The sequence below is a fragment of the Aquaspirillum soli genome (genome assembly GCF_054781915.1).
This window is the reverse complement of sequence record NZ_BAAGTM010000003.1, coordinates 177,338-203,902: the sequence shown is the minus strand read 5'-3', so window position 1 is coordinate 203,902 and position 26,565 is coordinate 177,338. Positions and strand designations below refer to the sequence as shown.

General features: G+C 49.1%; 24 protein-coding genes, 1 tRNA gene and 1 pseudogene. 17 read left to right on the top strand and 9 right to left on the bottom strand.

The genetic code is table 11. The annotated features are described in order from the left end of the window. Positions 1–362: 362 nt before the first annotated feature. From ACYVJG_RS04840 to ACYVJG_RS04820, 5 genes are all read right to left on the bottom strand, one after another. Positions 363–764 carry a type II toxin-antitoxin system MqsA family antitoxin gene (locus ACYVJG_RS04840; protein WP_460430046.1) on the bottom strand — a complete coding sequence of 134 codons (402 nt, stop codon included), beginning with the start codon at positions 762–764 and terminating at the stop codon, positions 363–365. A gap of 2 nt (positions 765–766) precedes the next feature. Continuing rightward, a complete protein-coding gene (locus ACYVJG_RS04835; protein WP_460430045.1) occupies positions 767–1,063 on the bottom strand; it encodes a type II toxin-antitoxin system MqsR family toxin in 297 nt (98 codons plus the stop codon). A gap of 95 nt (positions 1,064–1,158) precedes the next feature. Further along, the gene (locus ACYVJG_RS04830; protein ID WP_460430044.1) at positions 1,159–1,758 is read right to left on the bottom strand and encodes an RNA-guided endonuclease InsQ/TnpB family protein; all 600 of its coding nucleotides are present in this window, start codon (positions 1,756–1,758) and stop codon (positions 1,159–1,161) included. A 150-nt stretch (positions 1,759–1,908) separates the two neighbouring features. After that, positions 1,909–1,984: transfer RNA gene (locus ACYVJG_RS04825), tRNA-Thr, on the bottom strand. A gap of 21 nt (positions 1,985–2,005) precedes the next feature. Beyond that, on the bottom strand, positions 2,006–2,671 hold the full coding sequence (locus ACYVJG_RS04820; protein ID WP_460430043.1) for a hypothetical protein: 666 nt from the start codon (positions 2,669–2,671) through the stop codon (positions 2,006–2,008). Between the two features lie 155 nt (positions 2,672–2,826). Between ACYVJG_RS04820 and ACYVJG_RS04815 the strand changes: the two genes are divergently transcribed. Beyond that, on the top strand, positions 2,827–3,651 hold the full coding sequence (locus ACYVJG_RS04815; RefSeq protein WP_460430042.1) for a basic amino acid ABC transporter substrate-binding protein: 825 nt from the start codon (positions 2,827–2,829) through the stop codon (positions 3,649–3,651). A gap of 89 nt (positions 3,652–3,740) precedes the next feature. Continuing rightward, positions 3,741–4,484, top strand: coding sequence for an amino acid ABC transporter permease (locus ACYVJG_RS04810; protein WP_460430041.1), 744 nt, complete (start codon positions 3,741–3,743; stop codon positions 4,482–4,484). 98 nt (positions 4,485–4,582) lie between these two features. Here the strand turns inward: ACYVJG_RS04810 and rsgA are convergent, their stop codons facing one another. Further along, positions 4,583–5,479, bottom strand: coding sequence for a ribosome small subunit-dependent GTPase A (rsgA, locus tag ACYVJG_RS04805; protein ID WP_460430132.1), 897 nt, complete (start codon positions 5,477–5,479; stop codon positions 4,583–4,585). 29 nt (positions 5,480–5,508) lie between these two features. Beyond that, positions 5,509–6,771, bottom strand: a complete 1,263-nt coding sequence (locus ACYVJG_RS04800; RefSeq protein ID WP_460430040.1) for a M48 family metallopeptidase — start codon at positions 6,769–6,771, stop codon at positions 5,509–5,511. Between the two features lie 63 nt (positions 6,772–6,834). Here ACYVJG_RS04800 and orn point away from each other — a divergent pair, with 63 nt between their 5' ends. The 5 genes and pseudogenes from orn to ACYVJG_RS04775 all read left to right on the top strand — a co-directional run bounded on the left by orn (position 6,835) and on the right by ACYVJG_RS04775 (position 11,637). Next, a complete protein-coding gene (gene orn / locus ACYVJG_RS04795) occupies positions 6,835–7,386 on the top strand; it encodes an oligoribonuclease (protein ID WP_460430039.1) in 552 nt (183 codons plus the stop codon). Between the two features lie 19 nt (positions 7,387–7,405). Beyond that, on the top strand, positions 7,406–9,064 hold the full coding sequence (gene pgi / locus ACYVJG_RS04790; RefSeq protein WP_460430038.1) for a glucose-6-phosphate isomerase: 1,659 nt from the start codon (positions 7,406–7,408) through the stop codon (positions 9,062–9,064). Further along, a complete protein-coding gene (locus ACYVJG_RS04785; protein WP_460430037.1) occupies positions 9,061–9,573 on the top strand; it encodes a CinA family protein in 513 nt (170 codons plus the stop codon). The genes pgi and ACYVJG_RS04785 overlap by 4 nt, the downstream gene beginning before the upstream one ends. A 36-nt stretch (positions 9,574–9,609) precedes the next feature. Next, a pseudogene (locus ACYVJG_RS04780) lies at positions 9,610–10,818 on the top strand (FIST signal transduction protein); the annotation flags it as partial. A 90-nt stretch (positions 10,819–10,908) separates the two neighbouring features. Then, entirely contained in the window at positions 10,909–11,637 is a 729-nt protein-coding gene (locus ACYVJG_RS04775; RefSeq protein ID WP_460430131.1) for a methyl-accepting chemotaxis protein, read from the top strand. Here the strand turns inward: ACYVJG_RS04775 and ACYVJG_RS04770 are convergent. After that, complete coding sequence (locus tag ACYVJG_RS04770) at positions 11,634–13,604, bottom strand: peptidase U32 family protein (protein WP_460430036.1); 1,971 nt, start codon at positions 13,602–13,604, stop codon at positions 11,634–11,636. The two genes, ACYVJG_RS04775 and ACYVJG_RS04770, sit on opposite strands and share 4 nt — an antisense overlap. A 468-nt stretch (positions 13,605–14,072) precedes the next feature. Here ACYVJG_RS04770 and ACYVJG_RS04765 point away from each other — a divergent pair, with 468 nt between their 5' ends. The 10 genes from ACYVJG_RS04765 to ACYVJG_RS04720 all read left to right on the top strand — a co-directional run bounded on the left by ACYVJG_RS04765 (position 14,073) and on the right by ACYVJG_RS04720 (position 24,904). Next, positions 14,073–14,438 (top strand): response regulator, encoded by a 366-nt coding sequence (locus tag ACYVJG_RS04765; protein WP_460430035.1) that lies wholly within the window; start codon positions 14,073–14,075, stop codon positions 14,436–14,438. A 7-nt stretch (positions 14,439–14,445) separates the two neighbouring features. After that, positions 14,446–15,765, top strand: a complete 1,320-nt coding sequence (locus ACYVJG_RS04760; RefSeq protein WP_460430034.1) for a methyl-accepting chemotaxis protein — start codon at positions 14,446–14,448, stop codon at positions 15,763–15,765. Positions 15,766–15,773: 8 nt separating this feature from the next. After that, a complete protein-coding gene (locus ACYVJG_RS04755) occupies positions 15,774–16,046 on the top strand; it encodes an STAS domain-containing protein (RefSeq protein WP_460430033.1) in 273 nt (90 codons plus the stop codon). Between the two features lie 8 nt (positions 16,047–16,054). Further along, positions 16,055–18,202: a chemotaxis protein CheA gene (locus ACYVJG_RS04750; protein WP_460430032.1), complete on the top strand. Its 2,148-nt coding sequence runs from the start codon at positions 16,055–16,057 to the stop codon at positions 18,200–18,202. A gap of 14 nt (positions 18,203–18,216) precedes the next feature. After that, entirely contained in the window at positions 18,217–20,961 is a 2,745-nt protein-coding gene (locus tag ACYVJG_RS04745) for a methyl-accepting chemotaxis protein (RefSeq protein WP_460430031.1), read from the top strand. Between the two features lie 12 nt (positions 20,962–20,973). Further along, complete coding sequence (locus tag ACYVJG_RS04740; RefSeq protein WP_022653675.1) at positions 20,974–21,498, top strand: chemotaxis protein CheW; 525 nt, start codon at positions 20,974–20,976, stop codon at positions 21,496–21,498. Positions 21,499–21,506: 8 nt separating this feature from the next. Continuing rightward, the gene (locus ACYVJG_RS04735; protein WP_022653674.1) at positions 21,507–22,328 is read left to right on the top strand and encodes a CheR family methyltransferase; all 822 of its coding nucleotides are present in this window, start codon (positions 21,507–21,509) and stop codon (positions 22,326–22,328) included. Then, the gene (locus ACYVJG_RS04730; protein WP_022653673.1) at positions 22,321–22,827 is read left to right on the top strand and encodes a chemotaxis protein CheD; all 507 of its coding nucleotides are present in this window, start codon (positions 22,321–22,323) and stop codon (positions 22,825–22,827) included. Before ACYVJG_RS04735 ends, ACYVJG_RS04730 begins: the two co-directional genes overlap by 8 nt. Continuing rightward, complete coding sequence (locus ACYVJG_RS04725) at positions 22,824–23,894, top strand: protein-glutamate methylesterase/protein-glutamine glutaminase (protein WP_022653672.1); 1,071 nt, start codon at positions 22,824–22,826, stop codon at positions 23,892–23,894. Before ACYVJG_RS04730 ends, ACYVJG_RS04725 begins: the two co-directional genes overlap by 4 nt. Before the next feature lie 68 nt (positions 23,895–23,962). Beyond that, positions 23,963–24,904 carry a nucleoside recognition domain-containing protein gene (locus ACYVJG_RS04720; protein ID WP_460430030.1) on the top strand — a complete coding sequence of 314 codons (942 nt, stop codon included), beginning with the start codon at positions 23,963–23,965 and terminating at the stop codon, positions 24,902–24,904. Positions 24,905–24,937: 33 nt separating this feature from the next. Here ACYVJG_RS04720 and ahpF read toward each other — a convergent pair whose 3' ends face one another. Beyond that, on the bottom strand, positions 24,938–26,503 hold the full coding sequence (ahpF, locus tag ACYVJG_RS04715) for an alkyl hydroperoxide reductase subunit F (RefSeq protein WP_460430029.1): 1,566 nt from the start codon (positions 26,501–26,503) through the stop codon (positions 24,938–24,940). Between the last annotated feature and the right edge of the window lie 62 nt (positions 26,504–26,565).

Sequence of the window (26,565 nt, the reverse complement as noted above, 5' to 3'; positions counted from 1 at the left end):
ATCGTTGCACGTCCTGATTTCCCTCGCCCAATTTTGTTAACTGAGACAAAGCAGGGGGCAAAGGCTTGGTTGGTTAAGGAGGTCGCAGAATGGCTGCATCAGAACCAAGCAAAAGTTCCGCGTGGCCGTCAACGTAGCAAATAACAGCATAGGGCTAGCTAACGCTGGCCCTTTTTCTCGTGTGCAATTGATATTTTTAGGAAAAAGTGATGGAAACATCTAGTTTGCTTAGTGTGGACTCACCAGCATAGGAAAGCCAAAATAATTAGAGTTACTAAAGCCCTTTATTTGATTTTAAACCAGTTAGCAAGAATATCTATTAGCTTTCAAAACCAGTATGTTGCTCATGTTTCCATGAGGAATTAAACTGTCCTGATCTCATCCAGTAAATCTGGATGTCGATCCAACAGTTTAAGTAACTTAACCAAAGCTAATGATGGTTTAGTCTTACCATTCTCATAACGAGAAAAGGCGTTTACACCACCACCGAAGATTTCAGCAGCTTGTCGTTGATCGAGGGCCAATTTTTTGCGCACATTCGTAATGAAACAGGGATCGACAATAGCTGCATTCACCTGTTTCGTAAATGCCTGCATCTCAGACATTACGCGGTCTGATTCCGAAGCATCCAAAACTGATTCAGCACAGGCAGGACAAAAATTACCTATCACAGAGGCAATCACTGTCGATTCACCTTTGTAGGTATAACGCACATCCCGGGTATCATGGATCAGTTCAGCCGCACCACAGACAGGACATTTCATATTTATAGCTCCTTGAAAGACACGATCAGCACATCATCAATGACCGTCAATTTCAGATAAATGTCACCAACTTGAGTTCTTGGCCGATAAACATCTTGCCAAATTGTATGGTTTGTATGAGTTGTCATACTTTTGTAAAAGTCCGAAGTCGTCAGTGACATGACAACATCTAGCATGTCCGAAAAACATAGACCCAACTCGCTTGCACCTGCACGCGCTGAGTGAGTAGTACCTACTTTTCCAGCTTCAACCAAGCTTTTAACGACTGACAATTTACAATGAGGGGTTAGTTTTTCCATTAACTAAATTTAACCTAGTTGGTTGATTTGTGCAAACCCTGCTTTCCCCCTTAACACCCCACCCAAAAACCCCGTAATTTGACTTCCTCCCCGCCCTAAAGAGCGGGGATTCCTGCTGCCAGACGGCGAAGTCCCGCCGCGAGAATGTTTTTGGCAGCGTTGGTGTCGCGGTCGTGTATTGCACCGCATTCGCTGCAAATCCATGCTCTTATTCGCAAACTTGCTCTACCTTTCGGACTGCTGGCGGGAATTTTCCCGCAGCACGAGCAGGTTTGGGTTGAAAACGCTTCGTTGATTTCCTCGAACACCACACATTGCCTCATGGCTTTGTACTTGAGTTGTGTTCTGAACGTTGTCCATGCCGCATCGTGCACCGATTTTGCCATCGGTGTTTTGGCGAGTGCCTTGGCGTTCACGTTACCAACGAAGATGATGGCGTGAGCTTTGACAAGACGTGTCGTTTCTTTGTGGATGGCGTCTTTGCGTTGATTGGCAATTTTCGCGTGTATCGCTCTCACACGGGCTTTTTTTCTCGCACGTTGCGCAATACCAAGCGCTGCCTCTGATTCTCGATACCACTGTTTTGGCTCGAATTTGCCGCCGTTGCTGTCTGTTGCAAGGGTTTTTCTTGTGGCTTGGCAGCTTTGATTATAGGGTCGGTTAGCTTCATGGCAGGCCCTTGTGTATAACAACATCCTATCGGATTCTAGCTATACGCAAAGTTATACACAAATTTCATTGTTCCCATCGTTGCCAACAGATAGCCACAAGCAACAAAAAACCCAGCAGGCACAAGGCTTTTGCTGGGTTTTTTAAGTCATGCTAAGCATCACTTTTTGATTCTGTGGTGCCGGCGGCAGGATTCGAACTCGCGACCCCCTGATTACAAGTCAGGTGCTCTACCAACTGAGCTACACCGGCGCTGAAGAGAAGCTCATTATGTCAGCGCTTATTAGTTTTAGCAAGCACTTTTTCTTGTTTTTTTCTCACCACAGCAGCTTTTTTAGCTACCTTATTGTTTTTACTGGTTTTTAGTAACGGTTTTTTCGCGTTGTTGATCGCTTTCTTTTTCACAACAGCACGACGTACCTGAGCAGGCGAGCGTTTCACTACCGTGGTTTTCTTGACCTGTTTAGCAGCAAGCGCAGTCTTCGCCCGCGTAGCTGGGGCTTTTTTGCTGGCGATTTTTGTTGCAGGGCGTATTTTTGCTTTTGTTAGCACCGCTTTTTTCTTGACAGCTTGTACTCGCAAGGCGGCTTTGTTTTTCACAACTTGACGTGAAGGTTTAACCGACTTGGCGAGTTTGCCTTTCAGTTGAGACTGAGCACGCGCTTTTAGCATACGCTGGTTTTTGGGCGTGACTTTTGCTTTGACCTTTTTCGCTTTGTTAACGGTTGGCTGTTTCTTAGTCACAGCCTTTCTTACTGCCCGTTGAGTCGGTTTTTTGTCTGCAACGGGTTGGCTAGGTGAGGCCGTACGAGTAACAGCAGGGCGTTTTTTTTGCACTTGTGGCACGAAATCACCTGGCAATGGCGCATCTTCTGCGTACGCCACAGGCATCATTGCAGTGCAAAAAACTACGAGAAGGACGTTGTATAAATGTTTCATCAGCAGTTTTTAGCAAAAAGGTAGAGAAAAATTGCATTTAATGATTGAAGAACTACTTAGGTGATATTTATATTACCACCGTCTGACTGGGACCGTCTTTGACGTGTCACCAGATGTTCAATATTTTGATGTGTTACGACACAGGGAGTTTCCCCATGGAATTTTCACGACGAAAGCTGTTAATGGCGCTGGTAGCAAGTGCCTTTGTGGCAGCATGTGGTAAGAGTGCTGAACCCAAACCTGCTGATAATGCAGCTGCCCCCGCTGCGCCAGCTGCAACTGAAACACGCACCTACGTCGTTGGAACGGATGCCGCTTATGCACCGTTCGAGTTTGAAAATGAGAAAAAAGAAGTCCAAGGCTTTGATATTGACGTCTTGAGTGCCATCGCAGAAAAAGCGGGTATTCAAGTTAAATTCGTCAACACCCCGTGGGAAGGTATCTTTGCTACGTTGGATCAAGGCGACCGTGACATCGTGATTTCTGCCGTCACCATCACCGATGAGCGCAAACAATCGATGGACTTTACCGAACCCTACTTTGAAGCACGCCAGCTGATTGCCGTCGGCAAAGGGGTGACCGATATTAAAACTTTCAATGATTTGAAAGGTAAAAAAGTCGGCGTTCAAACCGGTACTACCGGTGATGAAGTGGTACAAAAGCTGTTAGGCAAAACCAGCGAAGACATCAAACGCTTTGAAAGCACGCCATTGGCGATGAAAGAGCTGGAGAGTGGCGGCGTACAGGCTGTGGTGGCGGATAATGGTGTAGTCATTAACTATCTGCAAAACAACGCCAACGCTGGTTTGAGCCTGATTGAAGACAATCAAAGCTTCTCCCCTGAGTTCTACGGTATTGCAGTGAAAAAAGGCAATGCAGAACTCTTAGGCAAACTTAACGAAGGACTGAAAGCCATTAAAGCAGACGGCACTTACGATAAGATCTACGCCAAGTGGTTTGGCGAGAAAAAAGCGGGCTAACCCCATTTTCTCTGCTCTATTGGAAGCGCACCGGTCATCCCGGTTGCGCTTCTTTTAATTTTTTCACCACATAAAAAACGGGGAACGCTATGGACTTTCGCTGGGCGATGATTATCGAATACATGCCCTTGTTCATCAATGGCCTCAAGATGACGCTGATGATTACCCTCATCGCAGTCTTTTTTGGCACGCTAATTGGTTTATTGATGGGCATGGCACGTTTGGCTGATGCCAAACATGGGGCACAACACTATTTATTGCGTTTTGGCGTGCGGCTACCCGCTGCTGCCTATGTCACTTTTTTTCGTGGTACGCCGCTATTTGTACAAATTTTGCTGATTCACTTTGCACTGATGCCAATGTTAGTCCATCCAGTCGATGGTTTACTGATTGCTGGCGAGAGCGCACGCGAATTACGGCAAAACTATGGTGCCTTTTTATCTGGTTTGCTGGCACTGACGCTCAACGCTGGAGCGTACATCACTGAAATCTTCCGTGCCGGCATTCAGTCGATTGACAAAGGACAAATGGAAGCCGCTCGTTCATTGGGCATGTCCTATGGTCAAGCGATGAAGGAAATCATCATTCCACAAGCATTCCGCCGCATGTTACCGCCGCTGGGGAATGAAGCCATTATGCTGTTAAAAGATAGCTCGCTGGTGTCGGCGATTGGCTTGGCAGAGTTGGCCTTTGCAGCGCGTACGGTGGCAGGGGTGTATTCTCGCTATTGGGAACCCTACCTCACCATTTCTTTCCTCTACCTTGGCTTGACCTTGTTATTGGCTTGGGGCGTGGCTGCACTCGAGAAAAAATACCAAATGAAATCACGCTAAGTCGTTGTGTTGGGTTGCCAAGTTCCAGCAGCCCAACATGCTCTCTACACCAGTTGATTTTTGGGTGGATACGCTATGCTTATCCACCAAGTACAGATTTAGTGTGTTTTTTGCAAACTGCGGAAAATACGCTGATAAAACGCCACACGCTTTTCTGATAATTCACCACGCTGTACCGCCTGCTGTAGTGCACAACTGGGTTCAACCAAATGCAAACAATTATGAAATTTGCACTGCCCCAAGAAGGGTTGAAAATCGGGGAAATAACCGGCTAAAGCCAACGGCTCGATATGTTGCAAACCAAATTCTTGTAAGCCGGGAGAATCAATCAAGTGTGAGCTAGCATCAAGATGATAAAGCTGTGCATGGGTGGTTGTGTGTCGTCCCGAATCTAACGCCACAGAAATATCCCCTACCCGTGCCGCCGCTTCAGGCACTAAGGCATTGGTCAAAGTTGATTTTCCCATGCCGGATTGCCCAACCAATACCGATGTCTGGTCTTGTAACCATTGGCGCAATGGCGAAACATCTTGCAAGGCAGATAACTCTAGGACGGGATAGCCCAAGGCAACAAAGGGGGCTAATTGCTGTCGTGCTTGAACCACTTCGGGAAGATCGGCCTTGTTCAACACAATGCGTGCTTCTATACCAGCCGCTTCTGCAGCCAATAAACAGCACGCTAACAATTCCTCGCTAAACGTTGGCACGGGCGCGACCACCAAAACCAAGAGCGACACATTGGCCGCAATAATCTTGCTGCGAAACGCATCAGAACGATATAACAGAGAAGAACGGGTTTCATGGCCACTGATCACCCCTTGTTCGGCATTTTCAATTGTTAGGTACACCACATCACCACAGGCATAGTCGGTACGCTTGCCGCGAGTGGTACAGTCATAACAGGTGCCATCGGCCAATTCAACAATAAAGCGGCGGCCATGACTTTTCACAATCACACCGGTGAGTTCAGCGGTTTTTGCTTGTGCATCATGCAAAGAACGGGAAGGACGTGCGGGGGAACGACTCAAGACAAAAATCCTTGCAGTTTAGCCACCCGTGCGGTGGCGGGGGGATGTGAATCATAGAAAGCGGAGTGCAGTGGATCGGGCGTTAATGTGGCAGCATTATCCCGATACAGTTTGGTTAAGGCACTGATCAATGCGGCTGCCGGTGCATGTTGGGCGGCAAAATCATCGGCCTGATACTCCTGCCGCCGTGATAATGCGCTAAAAATGGGGGTCAGTGGGAACAATAATAGCGGTAATAATTGGCTGAATAAAAATAGTGCAGCCGCCGCAGAAGTCGTGGCGACCCCTAGCTGTTGATAAAAAGCAGGGGTATCAGCCAACACCCCCAACACCGCAAATAACAACAGGCTAAAAACCATGCTGCCGAATAGCCGTTGTCGAATATGTTGATAATGAAAATGCCCCAATTCATGCGCCAGCACGGCTTCAATTTCGTCATGACTGAGATGGTCTAATAACGTATCGAAAAACACGATACGCTTAGCACGACCAAAGCCAGTGAAATAGGCATTACCATGGGCAGAACGTTTTGAACTGTCCATCACAAAAATGCCCTGACTATCAAAACCACAACGCTGTAATAACTGTTCCACCCTATCTTTGAGTACCGCGTCAGCCAGCGGCGTAAAATGATTAAAGAGCGGTGCAATCCACAGCGGAAAAATCACCATCAGCAAAATAGAAAACCCAACCCACAATAGCCACGCCCACAGCCACCACAGTTCGCCAGCCCAGCTCATCAGCGCCAACAACGCAGCCATCAAACCTCCACCTAACACCCCACCCAATAATGCACCGCGAAAGACATCGAGGATAAATAGACGACGTGACAAGCGGTTAAAACCAAAACGGGCTTCAAGGTGAAAATGGGAGTAATAGAGAAACGGCAGTTCAACCAGCTGTAACACAGCAAAGACCGAGAGTAAAACTACGGTTTGTTGGGCAATGCCCTGCGGTAGAAGTCCTGCCCATATTTGTTGCAACCACTCAAACCCACCACCTAAGGTTAATAACAGCACCATCAGGGTATGGAATACCAGCTGAACCTGACCCAAGCGGCTTTTGGCAATGGTGTATTGCGCGGCTTTTTCATGCTGTTCAGGGGGAATATGCGCGGCAAACAGACGGGGCACCCGCCCTGCATAAGCGGCAACGTGACGGCGTTGTCGATACGCTAAATAACTCTGCACAACAGATGAGATACCCAACAAAGACAAAAAAACCACCGTAAAAGGAAAAGCGGACAGGGTATCGTTCATAAATGGGCGCTGCTTGACCTAAAATGTGTGCGACAATTTGAAGATTTTGAAGGACAGACCGCTATGGCGCAAGATCAAAACCATCTCATTTGGCTAGACATGGAAATGACTGGCCTGTTCCCCGACCGCGACCGCATTATTGAACTGGCGGTGGTGATTACCGATGCCAATCTAAACACAGTTGCCGAATCGCCGGTGTTGGTTGTTCATCAACCAGACACCGTGTTAGACGCGATGGACGATTGGAATAAAAACACCCACGGCAAAAGTGGCCTGATTGATAAGGTGAAAGCCTCTACCCTCACCGAACAAGAAGCCGAAGCCCAGATGTTGGCCTTTATCAGCCAATATGTACCGGCACGCAAGTCGCCCATGTGTGGCAACTCGATTTGCCAAGATCGACGCTTTATGGCGCGGTGGATGCCAACGCTGGAAGATTATTTTCACTATCGCAATTTAGACGTATCGACCCTAAAAGAGCTGGCAAAGCGCTGGCGTCCTGATGTGGCAAAAGGGGTGGTTAAAAAAGGGCGCCATGAAGCCCTAGCCGATATCTACGAGTCCATCGAAGAGATGAAACACTATCGTGAACATTTCATTCGCCTTGTCCCCTAACCTCTAAAACTTGTTGTGTATGAGTCAAATCAATCTTTCCTCGGTGTGGGTACAACTGCATCAACACCAACGTGCAACCCGTCATCTCCACATGCGCGATTTATTCGCCACCGAGCCAGATCGCTTTCAGCGTTTTTCATTACGGTTAGATGGCTTGTTGCTGGATTATTCAAAAAACCGCATCACCGAACGCACACGCGATTTATTGATTGAGTTGGCTCATACCGCTGAATTAGCCACTTGGATGCAGCGTTTACAGGCAGGTGACGCCATCAATGTCAGTGAACAACGTGCCGTGATGCACCACGCGCTACGCGCACCGGCGGACAGTGATATCCGTGTTGATGGTGAGAATATCGTGCCGTCAATCCAAGCGGTATTACAGCGCGTGGGTGAATTTGTCGAAAAAATTCACCAACAACACTGGCGGGGGCATAACGGCAAACCGATTCGACATGTCGTGAATATTGGTATCGGTGGTTCCGACCTCGGGCCAATGTTGGTCACACGCGCCCTCAAACCGTATTCAGTTGGCAAAGTAGAATTGCACTTTGTTTCCAATCTCGATGGGCGACATCTCGCCGATACATTAGAAGCCTTGGATGCAGCAGAAACCTTATTTATTGTTGCTTCCAAGTCTTTCAGCACTCCAGAAACCTTACTAAACGCACAAGCCGCCCGAGAATGGTTCTTGGCCCAAGGCGGCAGTGTTGAGGCCATACAACAACATTTCGTTGCTGTTTCCAGCAATATCTCTGCGGCAACCGCATTTGGCATTGCTCCCGAGAACTGTTTTCCTTTTTGGGATTGGGTGGGAGGGCGTTATTCCGTGTGGTCGGCGATTGGGCTGCCGGTGATGTTATCTATTGGTATGAACCACTTCCGGCAATTCTTGGCCGGCGCACATGCCATGGATTGCCATTTCTTTAGCGCGCCTTTTGCAGAGAATGCGCCCGTGCTGCTGGGATTGCTAGGGATTTGGTATAACACTTTCTACCGTGCACACACCCATGCCGTGATGCCATACGATCAGGGACTGTCACGCCTACCCGCCTATCTACAACAACTGGATATGGAGTCGAACGGCAAGCGGGTTGGTCGTTGTGGGGCACGCTTGGACTTTAACACTGGGCCGATTATTTGGGGCGAAGTCGGCGTTAACAGCCAACATGCTTTTTTCCAGCTGCTACATCAAGGCACTCGCTTAGTGCCATGTGATTTTATTATTCCCGCCTGTGAACATGGCAAACTCAAAACCCACCATACCGCTATGTTGGCCAACTTTCTGGCACAGACTGAAGCTTTGATGCGAGGAAAAAACGAAGCAGAAGTGCTAGCAGAGTTTGGAACGGAACTGCCTGACAATATTGATATTTTATTGCCACAAAAAGTATTTCCTGGCAATCAACCATCAAATACCCTAATTTTAGACAATTTAAACCCGTATAATCTGGGTATGTTGTTAGCGTTGTATGAACACAAGGTGTTTGTACAAGGTGTGATCTGGGGCATTAATTCTTTTGATCAATGGGGCGTGGAGTATGGCAAACAGTTGGCCCGCAAAATTGAACCTGAGCTACGCGCAGTAGAATTGCCCAACTTGCACCACGATGCGTCAACCAATGGATTGATACGCCATATTCACCAACTACGACAACAACGGAAATCGCTGCTATGACCCAACTGGCAAATGAAATCCAACACAGCGCACACCAGTTAGCCCAACAACTGTTACAACGCGGTGAAACAGTTGCCACTGCAGAGTCATGCACCGGTGGTCTGATTGCAGCAACGTTAACAGAGATGGCTGGTAGTTCTGCGTGGTTTGGTTGGGGAATCGTCAGTTATGCCAATGAAGCCAAGCAGCAATTGTTACAGGTCAAGGCTCATACTCTCGCTACCGATGGCGCTGTCAGTCAAGCGGTGGTCGAACAAATGGCAACCGGCGTGCACCAGCTCAGCGGCGCAAACTGGGCTGTCGCTGTTTCAGGAATTGCAGGGCCCAGCGGCGGTTCGGTAGAGAAGCCAGTGGGTACAGTGTGGATTGCTGTGGCAGGGGCACAAGGCTGCACGAGCCGTTGTCATCTCTTTACGGGTGATCGACAACACATTCGCGCCCACACCGTCTTGATGGCCTTGCAACAACTACAACAACAGATCGCATTGACTGTGTCAGACAATCAATAGCGTTTTGATAACCCCTTATTTTTAGGTGGCGCTAATATGTCTTTTTGGGCGAAATGGTCGCGCCAGGCGACTGCTGATGCTGCGGCGAGTAGCAATCACGATGTGATTCTGACTTTACAACTGAATGGAAACGCGCTCAGCAGTCAGGCATTGAGCCCGTGGGGAGACCTACAACAGCTCAGTTTGGTCTTAGCTTTTGTCTCACCACATCTCAATATGCAGCAGGTGGGACAACAATTACGACGATTATTCCCGCCCCAAGTTAAATTAGGCTTAATCAGTACCGCTGGTGAGTTGTGCCAATCTGCACAGATTGCTGCCGGACAAAGCTGCTCGCCTTATTTAGCAACCCCACAACAAGGCTGGCATCATGTCGTACTCGCTGGTTTTTCACGACATATTTTCAGTCACGTCGATTTACATTGGGTTCCCTTGCCAAGTGAAGATATTCGACGCGGTACGCCACAATTAAGCCGTGAACAGCGGTTACAACAATTGGAAACGCATCTTGGGCGTTTGCGTCCTAGCTTCAACATTGATGACCGCGATACCTTGGCATTAACCTTTTTTGATGGTTTGGCAGGCGCCGAGAATTTGTTTATGGAAGCGCTTTATCATACCGAACGTTTTCCATGCTTATTTATTGGCGGTTCAGCAGGTGGCCTACTCGACTTTAAGCACACTTGGTTATCCGATGGTGAAAAGGTTTTCGAAAACCATGCTTTAATGGTGCTCTGCAAAACAGCACCAGACATTCGCTTTGGGGTGTTCAAAAGCCAAAACTTTACGCCCACCACCACCCGCTATATTGTCGCTGATGCCGACCCCCTTCGCCGTACCGTCAGTCGTGTGTTCAACCCACAACAGCAACAGCTCCATTCTTTCATTGATGTCTTATGTCAAGACCTACGCACCACACCTGAACAATTAGCAAAACAATTTGAACAACACGCTTTTGCAATTGAGTTAGGCAAAGAACACTATATCCGTTCCGTGGCACAAGTTAATTTACAAAAACAAGAAATTGCTTTTTATTGTGATATTGAGCCGGGCGATCAACTTGTGTTGATGAAAACCACCGATTTTATTCGCCAAACGCAAGACGATTATCAACGCTATGCCCAAGGCAAACCGAAACCGATTGGGGCTATTTTTAATGATTGTGTTTTAAGACGTTTATTTAATCAAAGCCAGCTTAATCAGTTAACGATTTTTAAAGATACCCCGATTGCTGGTTTTACGACATTTGGTGAATTACTGGGTATTAATATCAATCAAACTCTCTCTTCCGTCTTTTTCTATCGCGTGGCACAAGGTGAACCTTTTAACGATGCGATGATGGATCACTTTACCGTTCGATATGCCAATTTCCAAAATTATTTCACCAGAAGACAGTTAAAACGATTGCAAATGGTAGATACCATTCGCCAAAGTGTGATTCAACAACTCGACCAGTTCCGCATGTTAAGCACAGAGGCACAGGCATGTTTGCCAGAAATGCAGAACTACTTACAAGAGTCAGGCAGTTTATTAACGCAATTAAATCAAGATATTAGTCAATACAGCAGCGAAATTGAACACAGTGTCAGCGAAGCCAATCAACTATCAGAGCGGATGCAAACTTTGGTGATGGGGGCGGCAAAAATTGAGGAAATTTTGACTCAAATTGCCCGCATTGCAGAACAGACTAATTTATTGGCATTGAATGCAGCAATCGAAGCGGCTCGTGCAGGGGAAGCCGGGCGCGGTTTCGCTGTGGTGGCGGATGAGGTACGCAAGTTAGCAGGTAATACCCAATCCAATTTAACGTCGACCCAACAATCGGTTCAAGCAGTGTTAAGTGGAATTGATGGCCTCAAACTGGCCTTAGCTGAGACCACCTCACACATTGCCAACATGGCAGAGGGCAGCCGCCATGTATCTGGTCAAGTCTCGGCACTGGCCACACGCGCCACTGCCGAGTCAGGCCTACTCGCTGAACAAATCCGCCAAATCCACGATCATTCGCTGATGTTAGAGGGGATTGACCATGCACTGCGCCAGCTAGAGGCCTTACAACTTTAACGTGGTGAGCGGTGGAACGTAACCGGTTGCACTGGAATCACCGACGGTGGGGGCGATTTGAAGATATGACTTTTCATCTTGCCCATCACATGCATTTCACAGGGGCGACATTCAAATTTGAGGGTGTAGGTGTCGTTACCTGATTTCAAAATCATCGGATCAGCACGCACTTGCCCCATCACCCCTTGTACCCCCTTGGCTTGCTTGGGACAGAGATGATAGGCAAAACGCAGACAATGTTTGGTAATCATCAAACTGACTTCGCCTGGTTCTTCATGTGCTTCATAAGCCGCAGCAATCAGTTCCACCCCATGCTTACGATAAAAGGCCCGCGCTTTCTCGTTATACACATTGGCCAAGAATGACAGTGAAGTTTCTGGGTAAGGAAAAGGTGGCTCGGTGGGTGGTGTCGGCGCTGGACGTTGCCACGCAGCCAGACGGGCGGCAAGCAATGCCTCTATTGCCTGTCGGCGTAGCTTATTCAGTTGTGAACTGGGAATAAACCATGATTCAGACGTAGCAAGGGTCAATTGCTCAAGATGAAAGAGCGTATTACCAAAACGAGATAATGCGTCTTCAAGGTTTTGGCGTGCTTTATCCGCCTGCTGTGCAGGGACTTTATCACACACCAAATGAGCTGTTACCGTCACCCCATCCTCATCTTGCAACGACAACGCCACGCCATCCGCACTGTCTTGTAAACAGGCTTGAACAGCAATGGTGCGTTGTGCCGAGGATTTGGTCAGCGCCATTTCCCAAGCGTGGTCACGGTTACGCGACAACAAAGTGCCCACTTTCAAGCCACGCAAGCGGGAAACCATTTCGTTTGGCCAAATACGCCAAATTTGACCGTCTTCACTGGCACGCTGCCACTTGGCTTGATTGGCCTGTACCCCAATCACTTCCCGCTTAAAAGTGTAATTTAAACCATCACCATTCGAGAGTGTCTCTTGGGTTTCCACCTCTAACCAATCCTGCCCCACCGCCACCACATGCCCCAGTGGCAACCCCACATATTTTGGCGAATCAAATGCACCAATATCGATTTTTCGGGCAGTGGCAAAATAATCCGTGCTACCGCGATGAAAGGTTTTATCAGGGTTTGGTGTAAATAAAATCTCTGTTTTTCCACTTGAAGCCCGACACCATTCAGGATGACGGTCTAAAATTTGATCTAATTGCTGGCGGTAATGGGCAGTGATATTTTTAACATACGCCATTTCTTTATAACGGCCTTCAATTTTAAACGACCGTATTCCAGCCAATAATAAGGCTTCAAGATTCGCTGTTTGATTGTTGTCTTTCATCGACAACAGATGTTTTTCAAAAGCCACCACCCCACCATTGGTATCCGTTAAGGTGTAGGGTAAGCGACAGGCTTGCGAACAATCGCCACGATTGGCACTGCGTCCAGTTTGTGCATGACTGATATTGCATTGCCCTGAAAATGCGACACATAACGCGCCATGAATAAAATATTCTAGCGAAACGTGCGCTGGCACCGCTTGTCGTATTGTCGCGACTTCTTGGATATTTAATTCACGCGCCAAAACCAGCTGACTAAAACCACTGTGGGCCAAAAAACGGGCTTTTTCTGGATGACGAATATCACATTGGGTTGAAGCGTGTAGCTGAATTGGTGGTAAATCGAGCTCAAGCAAGCCCATATCCTGCACAATCAGCGCATCAACACCTGCCTCATAACATTGATAAATCAAACGGCGGGCGGCTTCGAGTTCTGCATCATGCAAAATCGTGTTCAGGGTGACAAAAATTCGGGCATGATACTGATGGGCAAAACGGCATAAGGCAGCGATATCTTCGATTGAGTTGGCCGCATGTTCACGAGCCCCAAAACTTGGCCCACCGATATAGACTGCATCCGCGCCATGTAGAATCGCCTCACGGCCAATTTCAGCGGTTTTTGCCGGCGCGAGCAATTCGATTTGATGGGGTAACAAACTCATAAAAATCACTTTCTTGAGAAAATCACTGCCATCTTTAGCCAAACCACTGACCACACAGAGGGCTTACGACAACAGAAATCGAGCAATAGAGTGGCAATTATAAGCGTTTATTTTGAGGTCGACTATGATACAAAATTTCTTATGTCATTAAAAATGAAAAGATAAGCAAAAATCATTTATCTCGGCTTATTGGTACAAAAACTAAATTTAGTTTTTATGGTATGATGATGCACTTTATCAGAACAATTGAATTTATCAGCAATGCCTGACGCAAAAAGCATACGCTTTGTGTTAACACAGATAAAATAAAGCCAATCATGGCTAGACTTCACACGAGACAGGAAAGATATTGTTAAACCACGTGGATAGCGTGCTACAGAAAGGAGTATCGAGAGACTCAGTGTGAATCCACACGAGACTATCCTCTTGTCAGCAAGATCATTGCAACAAGCTCTCTCGCGCAAACAGATGAAAACTATCTTTATCGTTGATGATTCGCCCACCATCCTTCTCAGCGTTTCAGCCATTCTGACCAAAGCGGGCTATGCGGTCGAAAAAGCCTCTAACGGCCAAGATGCCCTCGCCCGTTTTCGTGGTGGCATTAAAGCCGATCTGCTGATTACCGACTTAAATATGCCGGGGATGAATGGATTGGAGCTTATTAAAGAGGTGCGGCAATTGCCAAATTATCGTTTTATGCCCATTCTGTTCTTAACGACTGAATCACAACAAGCACGGCGTGCCGAAGCCCGTGCCGCAGGGGCCTCGGGTTGGTTGGTAAAACCCGCTTCTGCTGACGACTTACTCAACACCATTAAATTGGTTTTACGGTGACATTGCTATGAGCCTCCCATCCTCACGTACTTCCGCCTCCACCGAAACGATTTCTTTTCAAGGGCGCAGCACTGCTTTAGCGGTGGTTACCGCGTTAGTATGCGGTTTGGGGGTGTATTTACTCTACGAACCTTTCCATGAACAGTTTTTGCCTGCCGTTGGACTCAGTACCCGTCTAGGCGATGCTATCGGTTCGGTCATCTTGGTATTTGTTGGCTATGGTGTAAGACGCTTGGTCTCGCTCTTGTTGTTCCGAGACACCATGCTCGGTCTAGAGCATGTCAAAAAACAGGTAGAAGAAGAGAATGCCCAAGTCCATCAATGGATGGGGCTGATTGCCGAGCAGTTGGCTAATGTTCCCAAATATAACTCGGTACTACGACAACAGCTCAACACGGTGATTCAAGAGACCGAAAACGCCGCCTACTCCATCACTGAACGCTTACAAACCATCGATCAGGTGGTCACTCACCTTCAGCAGTTTGTCAATGAAAGTGCTGCCCGTTCAAACCGTTTGGCTGAAGAATCAGAAGATGAAATTGCAGTCAATCAGCGTTTGATTGCAAATATGGATGACTATATCCAACAACGCCTTGATTTTACTCGTGAAGAGCAATCACGAATCAAAGTGGCAGTCGATCAAGCGCGGTCGTTAGAAGAATTGGTCAATTTGATTCGTGGTATTGCCAGCCAAACCAATCTATTGGCCTTAAATGCAGCGATCGAGGCGGCACGCGCAGGCGAGGCCGGACGCGGCTTTGCTGTGGTCGCCGATGAAGTGCGTAAGCTTTCCGCAGAAAGTGAACAGGCAGTCTTGCGGATTAACGAGGGGATTCAAGCCGTTGCGACCACGATTGAAGAGCAATTCAACTCGAAACTGATTGCCACCAATATCGAAGGTGAACGCACCACCTTACAAAGCTTTTCTCATCAATTAAATGAGCTTAATACCGATTATGCAAACTTGTTGCAATCTCAAAATGAGATGATACGCACCATTCGTGAGAGCAGCGATACCCTTGCCAATATGTTTATGGATGCACTGGCAAATGTTCAGTTCCAAGATGTTTCTCGTCAAATGATCGAACATGTGATGAGCGCGCTGGAAAAACTCGATCAACATGCCATAGATTTGCAACAACGCCTTGCACGCGGTGCACCACTCGAAGCCGCCGACCTACCGCAACTACAAGCCACATTAGAAGCTGTGTATGGCAGTTATGTGATGCAGCAGCAGCGAGATACCCATCAACGCGCACTCAATCAAACTTCATCTGGCAATCACAGCAGTGGAGGTGGGGGTGGCAGCAAAGTTGAGTTGTTTTAGTGAGCCAAATGATGTTTAAGCCAGCACAAGACCTGACCATCTACCATGTTGCAGCATTAAAACAACAGTTGGAACAGTATTTGGCACAATCACCAAGCGATATGATTTTAGACTTATCCGCTGTGCAAGATATGGACAGCGCTGGCTTACAGTTTGTGTTATTGACACAACAAGAGGCAAAGCGGCGGCAGTTGGCACATGCACTGCATCACCCTACCGTCGCCATCAAGCAACAACTGGCCTTCTTGCGACTCACACCGGTGTTTACGTTCGAGGAATAAGATAGCTCATGGATGAATTATTGGCCGTTTTTGTGCAAGAAAGCCGTGAGCAGCTGCAAGCACTCGAAGCCGGTTTAATTGCACTTGATCGTGGTGACCACGACCCAGATACCCTCAATGGTGTCTTTCGTGCTGCCCACACCATCAAAGGCGGTGCAGGGGTGGTGGAATGTGACTTTATTGTCGAATTTACCCATGTCGTTGAAAACACCTTAGACGCTCTCCGCAATGGCAGCCGCGAACTCTCCCCACCCTTAATTGCGGCCTTGTTGCAATGTAGCGATCATCTGTCAGATTTACTCGACTTACTCGAACAGAGCGCCACCCCCGATGCCGAGTGCCTAGCACGCGGCCAACAGCGCCTAGCCAACCTAGGCAACCCCACCGCCCCCACGCCAACACCTACTGCTGCTGCAACGCCGCCAGTGGCCGCCAATAGCAACCGACATTGGCATATCTCGGTGCGCTTTGGCTTGGATACCCTGCGCCACGGCATGGATCCTGTTTCTTTTCTGCATTATTTAGAGGAAATGGGCGAGATTGTTGGCTTGGCAACGATTTATGACCAATTACCGGCCTTAGCTGAGTACGACCCAGAGGGCTGTTACCTTGGTTTTGAAATTGATTACGCCAGCACAGCCGACAAGGCCAGCATTGAGCGAGTATTTGATTTTGTGCGAGATGATTGCTTGCTCCACATCATCCCCCCCGATAGCAAAGTCGATGACTTTATTCATCTGATTGAACAATTACCAGAAACACCGCCGCGTATCGGGGAAATTTTGGTTCAGGTCGGCGCCCTGACTGAAAAAGAGCTACAACAAGCGCTGCATACCCAATCGCAACTTCCATATGATGATGACCACCCTGCTCCCAAAGTTGGGGAAATTTTGGTTGAACATCATCATGTGCCCCCACAGCTGGTCGAAGCCGCTGCGGGCAAACAAGGGAAACTACAAGCCGGACAAAACCATACCTTACGCATTCAGGCGGATAAGCTGGATAAGCTGATTGATTTAGTCGGCGAGTTGGTGATTGCCGGCGCCAGCGCACGTTTACTGGCGCGTGAAATCGGCCAAACACGACTCAGCCGCGTGACACAAATTATGTCGCGTTTGGTGGAAGAAATTCGCGATTCAGCGCTTGAGTTACGCATGGTGCAAATTGGCGAAACCTTTAATCGTTTCCATCGTGTGGTGCGTGATTTATCACATGAACTCAATAAAGAAGTGGAATTAAACATCTCGGGGGCAGAAACCGAGCTTGATAAAAGTGTGGTCGAGAAAATCAGCGATCCGCTGATGCACTTGGTCCGCAATGCCATTGACCACGGCATTGAATCACCAGAACAACGCCTTGCCGCAGGGAAACCCGCACGCGGCAAAATTGGTTTTAATGCCTATCACGATTCCGGTTCAATCGTCATTGAAGTGCGAGATGATGGCGCTGGTGTCAACCGACAAAAAGTCTTAAAACGTGCCATTGAGCGAGGGTTGGTCTCCGCCAATCAAAGCCTGTCAGATACCGAAATTCTCAACTTATTGTTAGAGCCTGGTTTTTCGACTGCCGATAAGGTGTCGAATGTCTCCGGACGCGGTGTCGGTATGGATGTGGTAAAACGTAATATCCAATCCTTGCGTGGTCGGATTGATATGGAAAGCGTTGAGGGACAGGGTTCACGGTTTATGATTCGTTTGCCGTTAACCTTGGCCATCATCGACGGTTTTCATGTGGCAATTGCGGCCAGTACGTATATTTTGCCGTTGGATTCTGTGGTGCGCTGTTTGGAATTCAAAGACGCGGCCAGCGATCGCGACTATCTCGACTTTGGTGGTGAAGCCTTGCCCTTTGTTCGTTTACGCGATTTATTCCGTATTGATGCCCCAATGCCGCCACGCCAAAATGTGATTGTGGTGCAATATGCTGGACAAAAGGCAGGCTTAGTGGTCGATCAGTTATTGGGTGAATCACAAACCGTCATTAAACCCCTCTCGTCAATGTTTCAGCACATGCGCGGTATTGGGGGCGCCACTATTCTCGGCAGTGGTGAAGTTGCTTTGATTTTAGATGTACAAGCCTTGGTGCAATTGGCCGCCACACGCGAAACCGACAGTTTCTCAGTCCAGCGTGAGCCTGCAGTCAATCAACCGGCCTAATTCACAGGAGAGTCATGTTGAGTAACTTAAAAATTGGTGGCCGACTGGGCTTGGGCTTTGGCCTGGTCATTGTCCTACTGTTAATTGTCGCCGGCCTTGCGCTATTACGTCTGCAAGCACTAGGCGATGCAATGGATACGGTTGTTAACGACCGTTTTGTCAAAACCCAACGGGTGAATCTGGTAGAAAGCCAAATTAATGTGGTCATTCGTGCCACCCGTAATTTGCTATTAGACAATTCTCCTGCTGCGCTTGAGAAAGAAAAAGAGCGCATTGCCGAAGGCGCGCGGATTATCGGGGGTGAATTACAAGCCCTTGAACAAACGATTAACTTACCCAAAGGCCGTGAACTGCTCAGTAATGTGATGGCAAAACGGGTGGATTACCTCGACTCACAAGTCCGCTACATGAAAGTCATCGGCATTGACCGAGAGCAGGCGTTGCAAATCAATAACCAAGAGCTACGTCCTAAGCTCAATGCCTATATCGCCGCCATGCGCGCTTTAGCCGACTATCAAGTCGAATTGGCGAAAGAAGATGGCGCGCAGGCTATTGCCTTGGTTGAACAAACTCGCTTGATCTTGATTGCGTTAGTGGTAGCGGCACTATTGCTGTCGGGTTTGATTGCATGGTTGATTACGCGCAGCATCACCCAACCGACGGCGAAACTGTTGGAGCTGGCACAAGATATGTCAGCAGGTAATTTCTCTCGCGAGGTGGATACCAGTCGCAAAGATGAGATTGGCACTTTGGCACAAGCTTTTGCTGCATTACGACAGTCGATCAACAATATGAAAGAAGACGCGATGTCGCTATCGCGGGCAGCGGTGGAAGGTAAACTCAGCACACGCGCTGATGCTAACCGTCACCAAGGTGACTACCGCCGCATTGTCGAAGGTGTGAACGCCACCCTCGATGCAGTGATTGGGCCACTCAATGTCGCTGCCAATTATGTTGATCGTATCGCACAAGGTTCGATTCCGCCGAAAATCACCGACAACTACAACGGTGATTTCAACGTGATCAAACAAAATCTGAATACCTGTATTGATGCGGTGAATCTGCTGATTGCCGATGCGGCAACCCTGTCGCGTGCCGCTGTTGAAGGCAAGCTCAACACACGCGCTGATGCCAACCGCCATCAAGGCGACTACCGCCGCATTGTCGAAGGGGTGAATGCCACCCTCGATGCAGTGATTGGGCCACTCAATGTCGCTGCCGACTATGTCGACCGGATTGCCAAAGGCGCGATTCCACCGAAAATCAGCGATAACTACAACGGTGACTTTAACGTCATTAAACAAAATCTGAATCAGTGTATTGATGCGGTCAATCTACTCATCACCGACGCTGCCATGCTGTCGCGGGCGGCGGTTGAAGGGAAGCTCAGCACACGCGCCGATGCCAACCGTCATCAAGGGGATTACCGCCGCATTGTCGAAGGGGTGAATGCCACCCTCGATGCGGTGATTGGGCCACTCAATGTCGCTGCTGACTATGTCGACCGCATCGCCAAAGGGGCCATCCCACCAAAAATCACCGACAGCTATAACGGTGATTTCAATGTGATTAAACAAAACCTGAACACTTGTATTGATGCGGTCAATTTGTTGATTGCTGACGCCAATATGTTGTCTCAAGCAGCAGTAGATGGGCGAATTGAAACCCGCGCTGAAGCCATCCGCCATCAAGGGGATTACCGCAAAATTGTCGAAGGCGTGAACGCTACCCTCGATGCTATTGTGGTGCCGTTGAATGAAGTCATGCAGTTGCTCTCAGCCGTGGAAAAAGGCGATATGACTGTCCGCGTTACCGGTGACTATCGTGGCACCTTCGCTCGACTGAAAGACATCAGCAACAACACAGTCACCCAACTGGCGCAAACCATTACCCAAGTGACGCTAACCGCCGATCAAGTGTCGAATGCCGCTTCGCAAGTGAGCGCGACGGCACAATCGTTGTCGCAAAGCTCTAGCGAACAAGCCGCCAGCGTAGAAGAAACCACGTCGTCTATCGAGCAGATGACCGCTTCGATTAACCAAAATACCGAAAATGCCAAGGTCACCGACGGCATGGCGGCAAAAGCAGCAAAAGAAGCCAATGAAGGCGGCAGTGCGGTGCGCGAAACGGTAGAGGCCATGAAACAGATTGCCGATAAAATTGGCATCATCGATGAAATCGCCTATCAAACCAATCTGTTAGCCCTGAATGCAGCTATCGAAGCCGCTCGTGCTGGTGAACATGGTAAGGGTTTTGCGGTGGTTGCCGCAGAAGTCCGAACCTTGGCCGAGCGCAGTCAAGTGGCAGCACAAGAAATTGGTCAATTGGCTGGTTCTAGCGTCAAATTGGCAGAAAAAGCCGGTGCGTTGTTGGACGAAATCGTGCCTTCGATTCGTAAAACCTCTGATTTGGTACAAGAAATTGCTTCGGCGTCGGAAGAACAATCGACGGGGGTTTCTCAAATCAATTCGGCGATGGAACAGCTTAATCAGGCAACCCAACAAAATGCGTCGGCGTCGGAACAGCTCGCAGCCACCGCAGAAGAGATGGGGTCACAAGCAGGTCAGCTGCAACAGATGATGCAGTTCTTCCGCTTGGCGGATAATAGTTTTAGCCGCAACGCCAATTTTGCAATGCCAAGCCCCAGCCCAACGCTGAACAATAGCCGCCCTGCCGTGATCCGCCGCCCTGCCAGCCTTGGTGCACTGCCGCCACCGTTGGAACAAGGGCCCGATGAAGCGGATTTTGTTCGTTTTTAATCAGGAGCAAGCATGGCTAAAACCGCCTCTTCCAGTACCCCGGCGGCTTCCAGCGCCAGCAGCCAGTATCTGCTGTTCCTGTTAGGGGGTGAGCCATTTGGCATCGACATCGCGCATGTCAAAGAGATTATTGAATACGGCCAACTGACCGAGATTCCGATGACCCCTGATTTTATCCGTGGGGTCATCAATCTACGAGGCAGCGTGGTGCCGGTCATTGATTTAGCAGCGCGCTTTGGCCGCCCTCCCGCAAAAATCGTCCGCCATACGTGTATCGTGATTGTCGAAGTCAGCCACGGCGAGGGAGAACGACAGGATATTGGTGTGGTGGTGGACAGTGTCAGCGAAGTACGCGAAATCACCACTGATGATATCGAGTCGGCACCAACCTTCGGCACTCGAATCCGTACCGATTTCATTGCTGGGATGGCCAGAATCAGTCAACGCTTTGTGATTTTGTTGAATGCTGACCGTGTGTTATCCACAGATGAAATCGCTGAACTCGCCGCGCTGTCGGTCAAAGATGAGGCAAATTAAACGTCTTGATGGATAACGGCACTTACACCCTCTCGGATCATGAGTTCACCCTGTTTCAACGCCTATTACAGACGTTAGCAGGGGTTTATCTGCCTCCGGGAAAACAAAGCCTTTTGCTCAGCCGCCTTAGCCGGCGGCTGTTGCATTATCAGCTACCTTCTTTTAGTGCCTACTACCGTTTGGTCACCGATCCACAACATCGGACTGAACTACAACACATGGTGGATTTACTCACCACCCACGAAACTTATTTCTTTCGTGAACCCGCCCACTTTGATTTTTTGCGCGATTATTTCCAACACAGCGCCCCACAACAGTTGTTTCGGGTATGGAGTGCGGCCTGTTCGAGTGGCGAGGAGGTGTATAGCATCGCCATGACCTTGGCCGATTGCCGACCACATGGACAATGGGAAGTGGTTGGTAGTGATATCAGTGTGAAAGAAATAGAAAAAGCACGGCGCGGTCACTATCAAATGGAAAGAATCGACGGCATTCCAAACGGTTATCTACAGCGTTTTTGCCTCAAAGGGGTTCGCCAACAAAGCGGCAGTTTTCTGATACAAGCGGCTTTGCGTAAACGAACACAATTCCGTCAAATCAATTTACTCACCCCATTACCCAACGATCTTGGCTTATTTGACCTGATTTTCTTACGCAATGTGATGATCTACTTTGAAACTGCCACTAAACAAAAAGTCATCGATCAACTGACGCGAACCCTTCAGCCCGGTGGTTATTTAGTGATTGGCCATTCGGAAACCCTCAATGGTTTACAACATTCGCTAGAAGCAGTCCGTCCCACCTTATATCGCAGACCTTTACGTGCCTGACTTCTTTCGCGCTACGCCCTCCACACAATCCGTGAATGATATTTTTCTGCGCCCGGGTGAGTTTTATTTCGGCCAAGGGCATATCCGCTTGCGTACCCTGTTAGGGTCTTGTATCGCTATCGTGTTATGGGTTCCTAAACTCAATTTGGGGGGCATGTGTCACTTTATGCTGCCACAACGCCGCCACGGTATTGCTGCGCCAGCGCCCGATGGTCGTTATGCCGACGAAGCCATGCAATTATTCGACCAAGCCCTTTTGCAATACGGTGTTTCTGCGCAACAATGCCAAGCTAAACTGTTCGGCGGTGGGCGCATGTTTGGAGAACACATTGCGACCCTCGATATTGGTGAACGTAATTTAACCGCTGCCTACCATTTATTAGCTCAACGCCGCATCCCTGTTGTGGCGGAACATGTCGGTGGTTATGGCCATCGGCGGATTGTGTTTGATATTTGGAGCGGTGATGTGTGGGTCAGTTTTCAGGAGGGCATTGCTTGAGTCAGATCGCAGTATTGATTGTGGACGATTCTGCTGTGGTGCGGCAGGTTACCCGAAAAATCCTTGAAACCGATGCCTCGATTGAAGTGATCGGCGTTGCAGCCGACCCTATTTTTGCCCGACAAAAGATGGGGCAACGGTGGCCGGATGTCATCATCCTCGATATTGAGATGCCACGCATGGATGGTCTGACCTTTCTGCGGCAGATTATGAGCGAACGCCCGACCCCCGTTTTAATCTGTTCTTCTCTGGCAGACCACGGTGGAGAGACAGCGATGGCGGCCTTAGCAGCAGGGGCCGTTCATATCCTGACTAAACCACAGGCAGGGGTAAAAGATTTTTTAGAAGGCAAACAGCATGATTTAATTAACGCGGTAAAAGCGGCAGCGAAAGCCAAGGTCAAAGCTGGGGTCAAACTCCCGCCGCCCGTACCCGCACAAAAATTAAATGCTGATGCGGTGTTGCCAGCAGGGAAACCAACAGCGATGGCCAAAACCACCGAACGTGTGGTGGCGATTGGCACATCAACCGGCGGCACCCAAGCACTGGAAGCCATTTTGACCGCCTTGCCTGATATTTGCCCCGGCATTGTGATTGTGCAACACATGCCAGAAAAATTTACCGCACTGTTTGCACAGCGACTGAATGGTTTATGCAATATCGAAGTCAGAGAGGCACAAGACGGTGATCGGGTGTTGCCGGGACGGGCTTTGATCGCGCCCGGTGGCAAACATTTATTATTAGAGCGCAGTGGCGCGCAATATCATGTCAAAGTGGTCAACGGCCCCTTGGTCAATCGCCACCGGCCATCGGTGGATGTTTTGTTTCGTTCGGTAGCACGCAGCGCTGGAAAAAATGCCTTGGGGATTATTATGACCGGCATGGGTGATGATGGGGCGCGAGGTTTAAAAGAAATGCGCGACGCCGGTGCCCATACTGTGGCACAAGATGAGGCCAGCTGTGTGGTGTTTGGGATGCCAAAAGAAGCCATCCGCCTTGGTGCGGCACAAGAAGTCATGCCTTTACAGCATATTCCACAAAAAATCCTCAGCGAATTTACCCTCTAATTTTTCGTTTTTTCTCTTAGAACAGTTGAGCCGAGATGCTCACTGTTCTTTTTTTTTCTGTGTGATGTATGGATATTTTTGTTGAAATCATTTTAAAAGCCGGTCGTTCAGCGATTGAGCTGTCTTTGTTTGTATTGTTGCCTGTCATGGTGGTGATGTTAGCCATCATGCGGTTATTAGAAGCGAAAGGGATTTTAGATTGGCTGGTGGCAAAGCTATCACCGTTCCTCAAACCCTTTGGGTTGACTGGCTTAGGCGTGTTTGCCGCCTTACAAGTCAACTTTGTCAGTTTTGCCGCGCCGGTCGCGACATTAACCATGATGGAGCAGCGTGGTGTATCAAGTCGGCATCTGGCAGCAACCTTGGCGATGGTCATGGCGATGGCACAGGCTAACGCTTCATTTCCCCTTGCCGCATTGGGACTTCACCTCGGTCAGGTGTTGCTGTTTTCGATTGTGGGCGGATTAGTAGCGGCCGCCATGGCCTACCATGTTTTCGGGCGGGGATTAGACAACCAAGAACAGCGCATCGACGAAACCTTAGCTCATCCCGTAGCAGAAAACGCCAAAGGCGTCCTAGACGTGATTAACCGCGCCGGTGCCGAGGCTTTCAAAATTGCCATTGGCGCCATTCCAATGTTGGTGTTGTCGTTAGTGGTGGTAAAAAGTCTGGCCGCTGCCGGTGCAGTAGATCGCCTAACGTGGGTGTTAAGTCCACTGCTATTAGCTGCCAACATTGATCCTGCGTTGATCTTGCCTTCGCTCACCAAATACTTAGCAGGTGGCAACGCCATGTTGAGCGTGATGGACACCCTTCGTCGCACTGAACAGGTCAGTGCCGAGGTATTAAATCTGGCGGCAGGTTGGTTGATTCACCCACTCGATATTCCGGGGATTGCGGTATTGATTTCAGCTGGCCCACGTGTTGCGGCAATATGGAAACCAGCGGCATTAGGCGCAGCGGTTGGCATTGCTTGCCGCACGCTGGCCCATGCGTATCTTGGTGGCTGACCTCATACCGAGGTATCGAGATCAACCAACCGTTTAGGCTTGTGGTGCAGGGGTGCGAATCAGGTGGTCAAAAGCGCTCAGGCTGGCTTTGGCCCCTTCACCCATCGCAATGATAATTTGCTTGTAAGGCACGGTCGTTGCATCACCGGCAGCAAACACCCCAGCCAAAGAAGTTTGTCCACGCTCATCAATCACAATTTCACCACGCGAGGACAACTCCACACGACCTTTCAACCAATCGGTATTCGGCAAGAGGCCGATTTGGACAAAAATCCCTTCCAACTCGACATGACGTGCCTCACCAGAGCGGCGGTCGGTATAGTCTAAACCGTTGACTTTCTGACCATCGCCGGTCACAGCAGTGGTTTGTGCCTCGGTGATAATGGTGACATTTGGCAAACTACGCAGTTTGGCCTGCAACACCGCATCAGCACGCAAGGTTTCGCCAAATTCCAACAACGTCACATGCGCCACGATGCCAGCCAAATCGATAGCGGCTTCGACACCTGAATTACCGCCACCAATCACCGCCACGCGTTTCCCTTTGAACAGTGGACCATCGCAATGTGGGCAGTAGGCCACGCCTTTAGTGCGGTATTCCGCTTCCCCTGGCACATTCATTTCGCGCCAGCGAGCCCCAGTGGCAATAATCACGCTACGGCTTTTCAGCGTAGCACCGCTGGCTAAACGGACGGTGCGATAACCGTGTTCACCATCCACTTCAATCGCTTCGGCTCGCTGCAAGTTAATAATGTCCACTTCATAATCACGGACGTGTTGCTCTAAGGCCGCAGCCAGTTTTGGCCCTTCGGTTTCTTTCACCGAAATAAAGTTCTCAATCCCTAAAGTATCCAACACTTGACCGCCAAAACGCTCGGCGACAATCCCCGTGCGAATCCCTTTACGGGCAGCATAAATCGCTGCTGCTGCGCCGGCTGGCCCACCCCCCACCACCAACACATCAAACGGTGCTTTTTCATTCAATTTGGCTGCTTCACGTTCGACCGCCCCGACGTCCACTTTCGCCAAAACTTCTTCAATACTCATGCGGCCTTGGGCAAATGGCTGGCCGTTCAGGTAGATGGCTGGCACCCCCATGATTTGGCGAGTTTCAACCTCTTGTTGGAACATACTGCCATCGATCATCACAGCTTGGATGTTGGGGTTTAACACCGACATGGTGTTCACCGCCTGCACCACGTCAGGGCAGTTATGGCATGACAAAGACACAAAAACTTCAAAGTGTAACGGTCCGGGCAAAGCTTTCACTTGCTCGATAACCTCAGCATCCAACTTTGGTGCATAACCACTGACTTGTAACAAGGCCAACACCAGCGAGGTAAACTCATGCCCCATCGGAATACCGGCAAAGTGTACCCGTGGTGCTTGCCCGACTTGGGCAATGGCAAATGAGGGTTTACGGGAATTGTCGCCATCTTCACGCACACTGACTTTCGGCGACAGCGCAGCAACATCATGCAACAAGCTACGCAGTTCAGCAGCTTTGGCACTGTCATCAAAACTGGCGATCAGTTCGATAGGGTTGACCAAGCGTTCAAGGTAGGCTTTGAGTTGGGTTTGAATGTTGCTATCAAGCATCGTTGTCTCCTAAGGGTCGGGTGATGGCGGCGGCAGCGAAATCACCGCTCCGAATTACGCCA

What these genes read in the sequence shown, in the direction of transcription:
- ACYVJG_RS04840 (WP_460430046.1), bottom strand. Translation starts at nt 764, where the DNA reads ATGAAATGTCCTGTCTGTGGTGCGGCTGAACTGATCCATGATACCCGG.
- ACYVJG_RS04835 (WP_460430045.1), bottom strand. Translation starts at nt 1,063, where the DNA reads ATGGAAAAACTAACCCCTCATTGTAAATTGTCAGTCGTTAAAAGCTTG.
- ACYVJG_RS04830 (WP_460430044.1), bottom strand. Translation starts at nt 1,758, where the DNA reads ATGTTGTTATACACAAGGGCCTGCCATGAAGCTAACCGACCCTATAAT.
- ACYVJG_RS04820 (WP_460430043.1), bottom strand. Translation starts at nt 2,671, where the DNA reads ATGAAACATTTATACAACGTCCTTCTCGTAGTTTTTTGCACTGCAATG.
- ACYVJG_RS04815 (WP_460430042.1), top strand. Translation starts at nt 2,827, where the DNA reads ATGGAATTTTCACGACGAAAGCTGTTAATGGCGCTGGTAGCAAGTGCC.
- ACYVJG_RS04810 (WP_460430041.1), top strand. Translation starts at nt 3,741, where the DNA reads ATGGACTTTCGCTGGGCGATGATTATCGAATACATGCCCTTGTTCATC.
- ACYVJG_RS04800 (WP_460430040.1), bottom strand. Translation starts at nt 6,771, where the DNA reads ATGAACGATACCCTGTCCGCTTTTCCTTTTACGGTGGTTTTTTTGTCT.
- orn (WP_460430039.1), top strand. Translation starts at nt 6,835, where the DNA reads ATGGCGCAAGATCAAAACCATCTCATTTGGCTAGACATGGAAATGACT.
- pgi (WP_460430038.1), top strand. Translation starts at nt 7,406, where the DNA reads ATGAGTCAAATCAATCTTTCCTCGGTGTGGGTACAACTGCATCAACAC.
- ACYVJG_RS04785 (WP_460430037.1), top strand. Translation starts at nt 9,061, where the DNA reads ATGACCCAACTGGCAAATGAAATCCAACACAGCGCACACCAGTTAGCC.
- ACYVJG_RS04775 (WP_460430131.1), top strand. Translation starts at nt 10,909, where the DNA reads ATGATGGATCACTTTACCGTTCGATATGCCAATTTCCAAAATTATTTC.
- ACYVJG_RS04770 (WP_460430036.1), bottom strand. Translation starts at nt 13,604, where the DNA reads ATGAGTTTGTTACCCCATCAAATCGAATTGCTCGCGCCGGCAAAAACC.
- ACYVJG_RS04765 (WP_460430035.1), top strand. Translation starts at nt 14,073, where the DNA reads ATGAAAACTATCTTTATCGTTGATGATTCGCCCACCATCCTTCTCAGC.
- ACYVJG_RS04760 (WP_460430034.1), top strand. Translation starts at nt 14,446, where the DNA reads ATGAGCCTCCCATCCTCACGTACTTCCGCCTCCACCGAAACGATTTCT.
- ACYVJG_RS04755 (WP_460430033.1), top strand. Translation starts at nt 15,774, where the DNA reads ATGATGTTTAAGCCAGCACAAGACCTGACCATCTACCATGTTGCAGCA.
- ACYVJG_RS04750 (WP_460430032.1), top strand. Translation starts at nt 16,055, where the DNA reads ATGGATGAATTATTGGCCGTTTTTGTGCAAGAAAGCCGTGAGCAGCTG.
- ACYVJG_RS04745 (WP_460430031.1), top strand. Translation starts at nt 18,217, where the DNA reads ATGTTGAGTAACTTAAAAATTGGTGGCCGACTGGGCTTGGGCTTTGGC.
- ACYVJG_RS04740 (WP_022653675.1), top strand. Translation starts at nt 20,974, where the DNA reads ATGGCTAAAACCGCCTCTTCCAGTACCCCGGCGGCTTCCAGCGCCAGC.
- ACYVJG_RS04735 (WP_022653674.1), top strand. Translation starts at nt 21,507, where the DNA reads ATGGATAACGGCACTTACACCCTCTCGGATCATGAGTTCACCCTGTTT.
- ACYVJG_RS04720 (WP_460430030.1), top strand. Translation starts at nt 23,963, where the DNA reads ATGGATATTTTTGTTGAAATCATTTTAAAAGCCGGTCGTTCAGCGATT.
- ahpF (WP_460430029.1), bottom strand. Translation starts at nt 26,503, where the DNA reads ATGCTTGATAGCAACATTCAAACCCAACTCAAAGCCTACCTTGAACGC.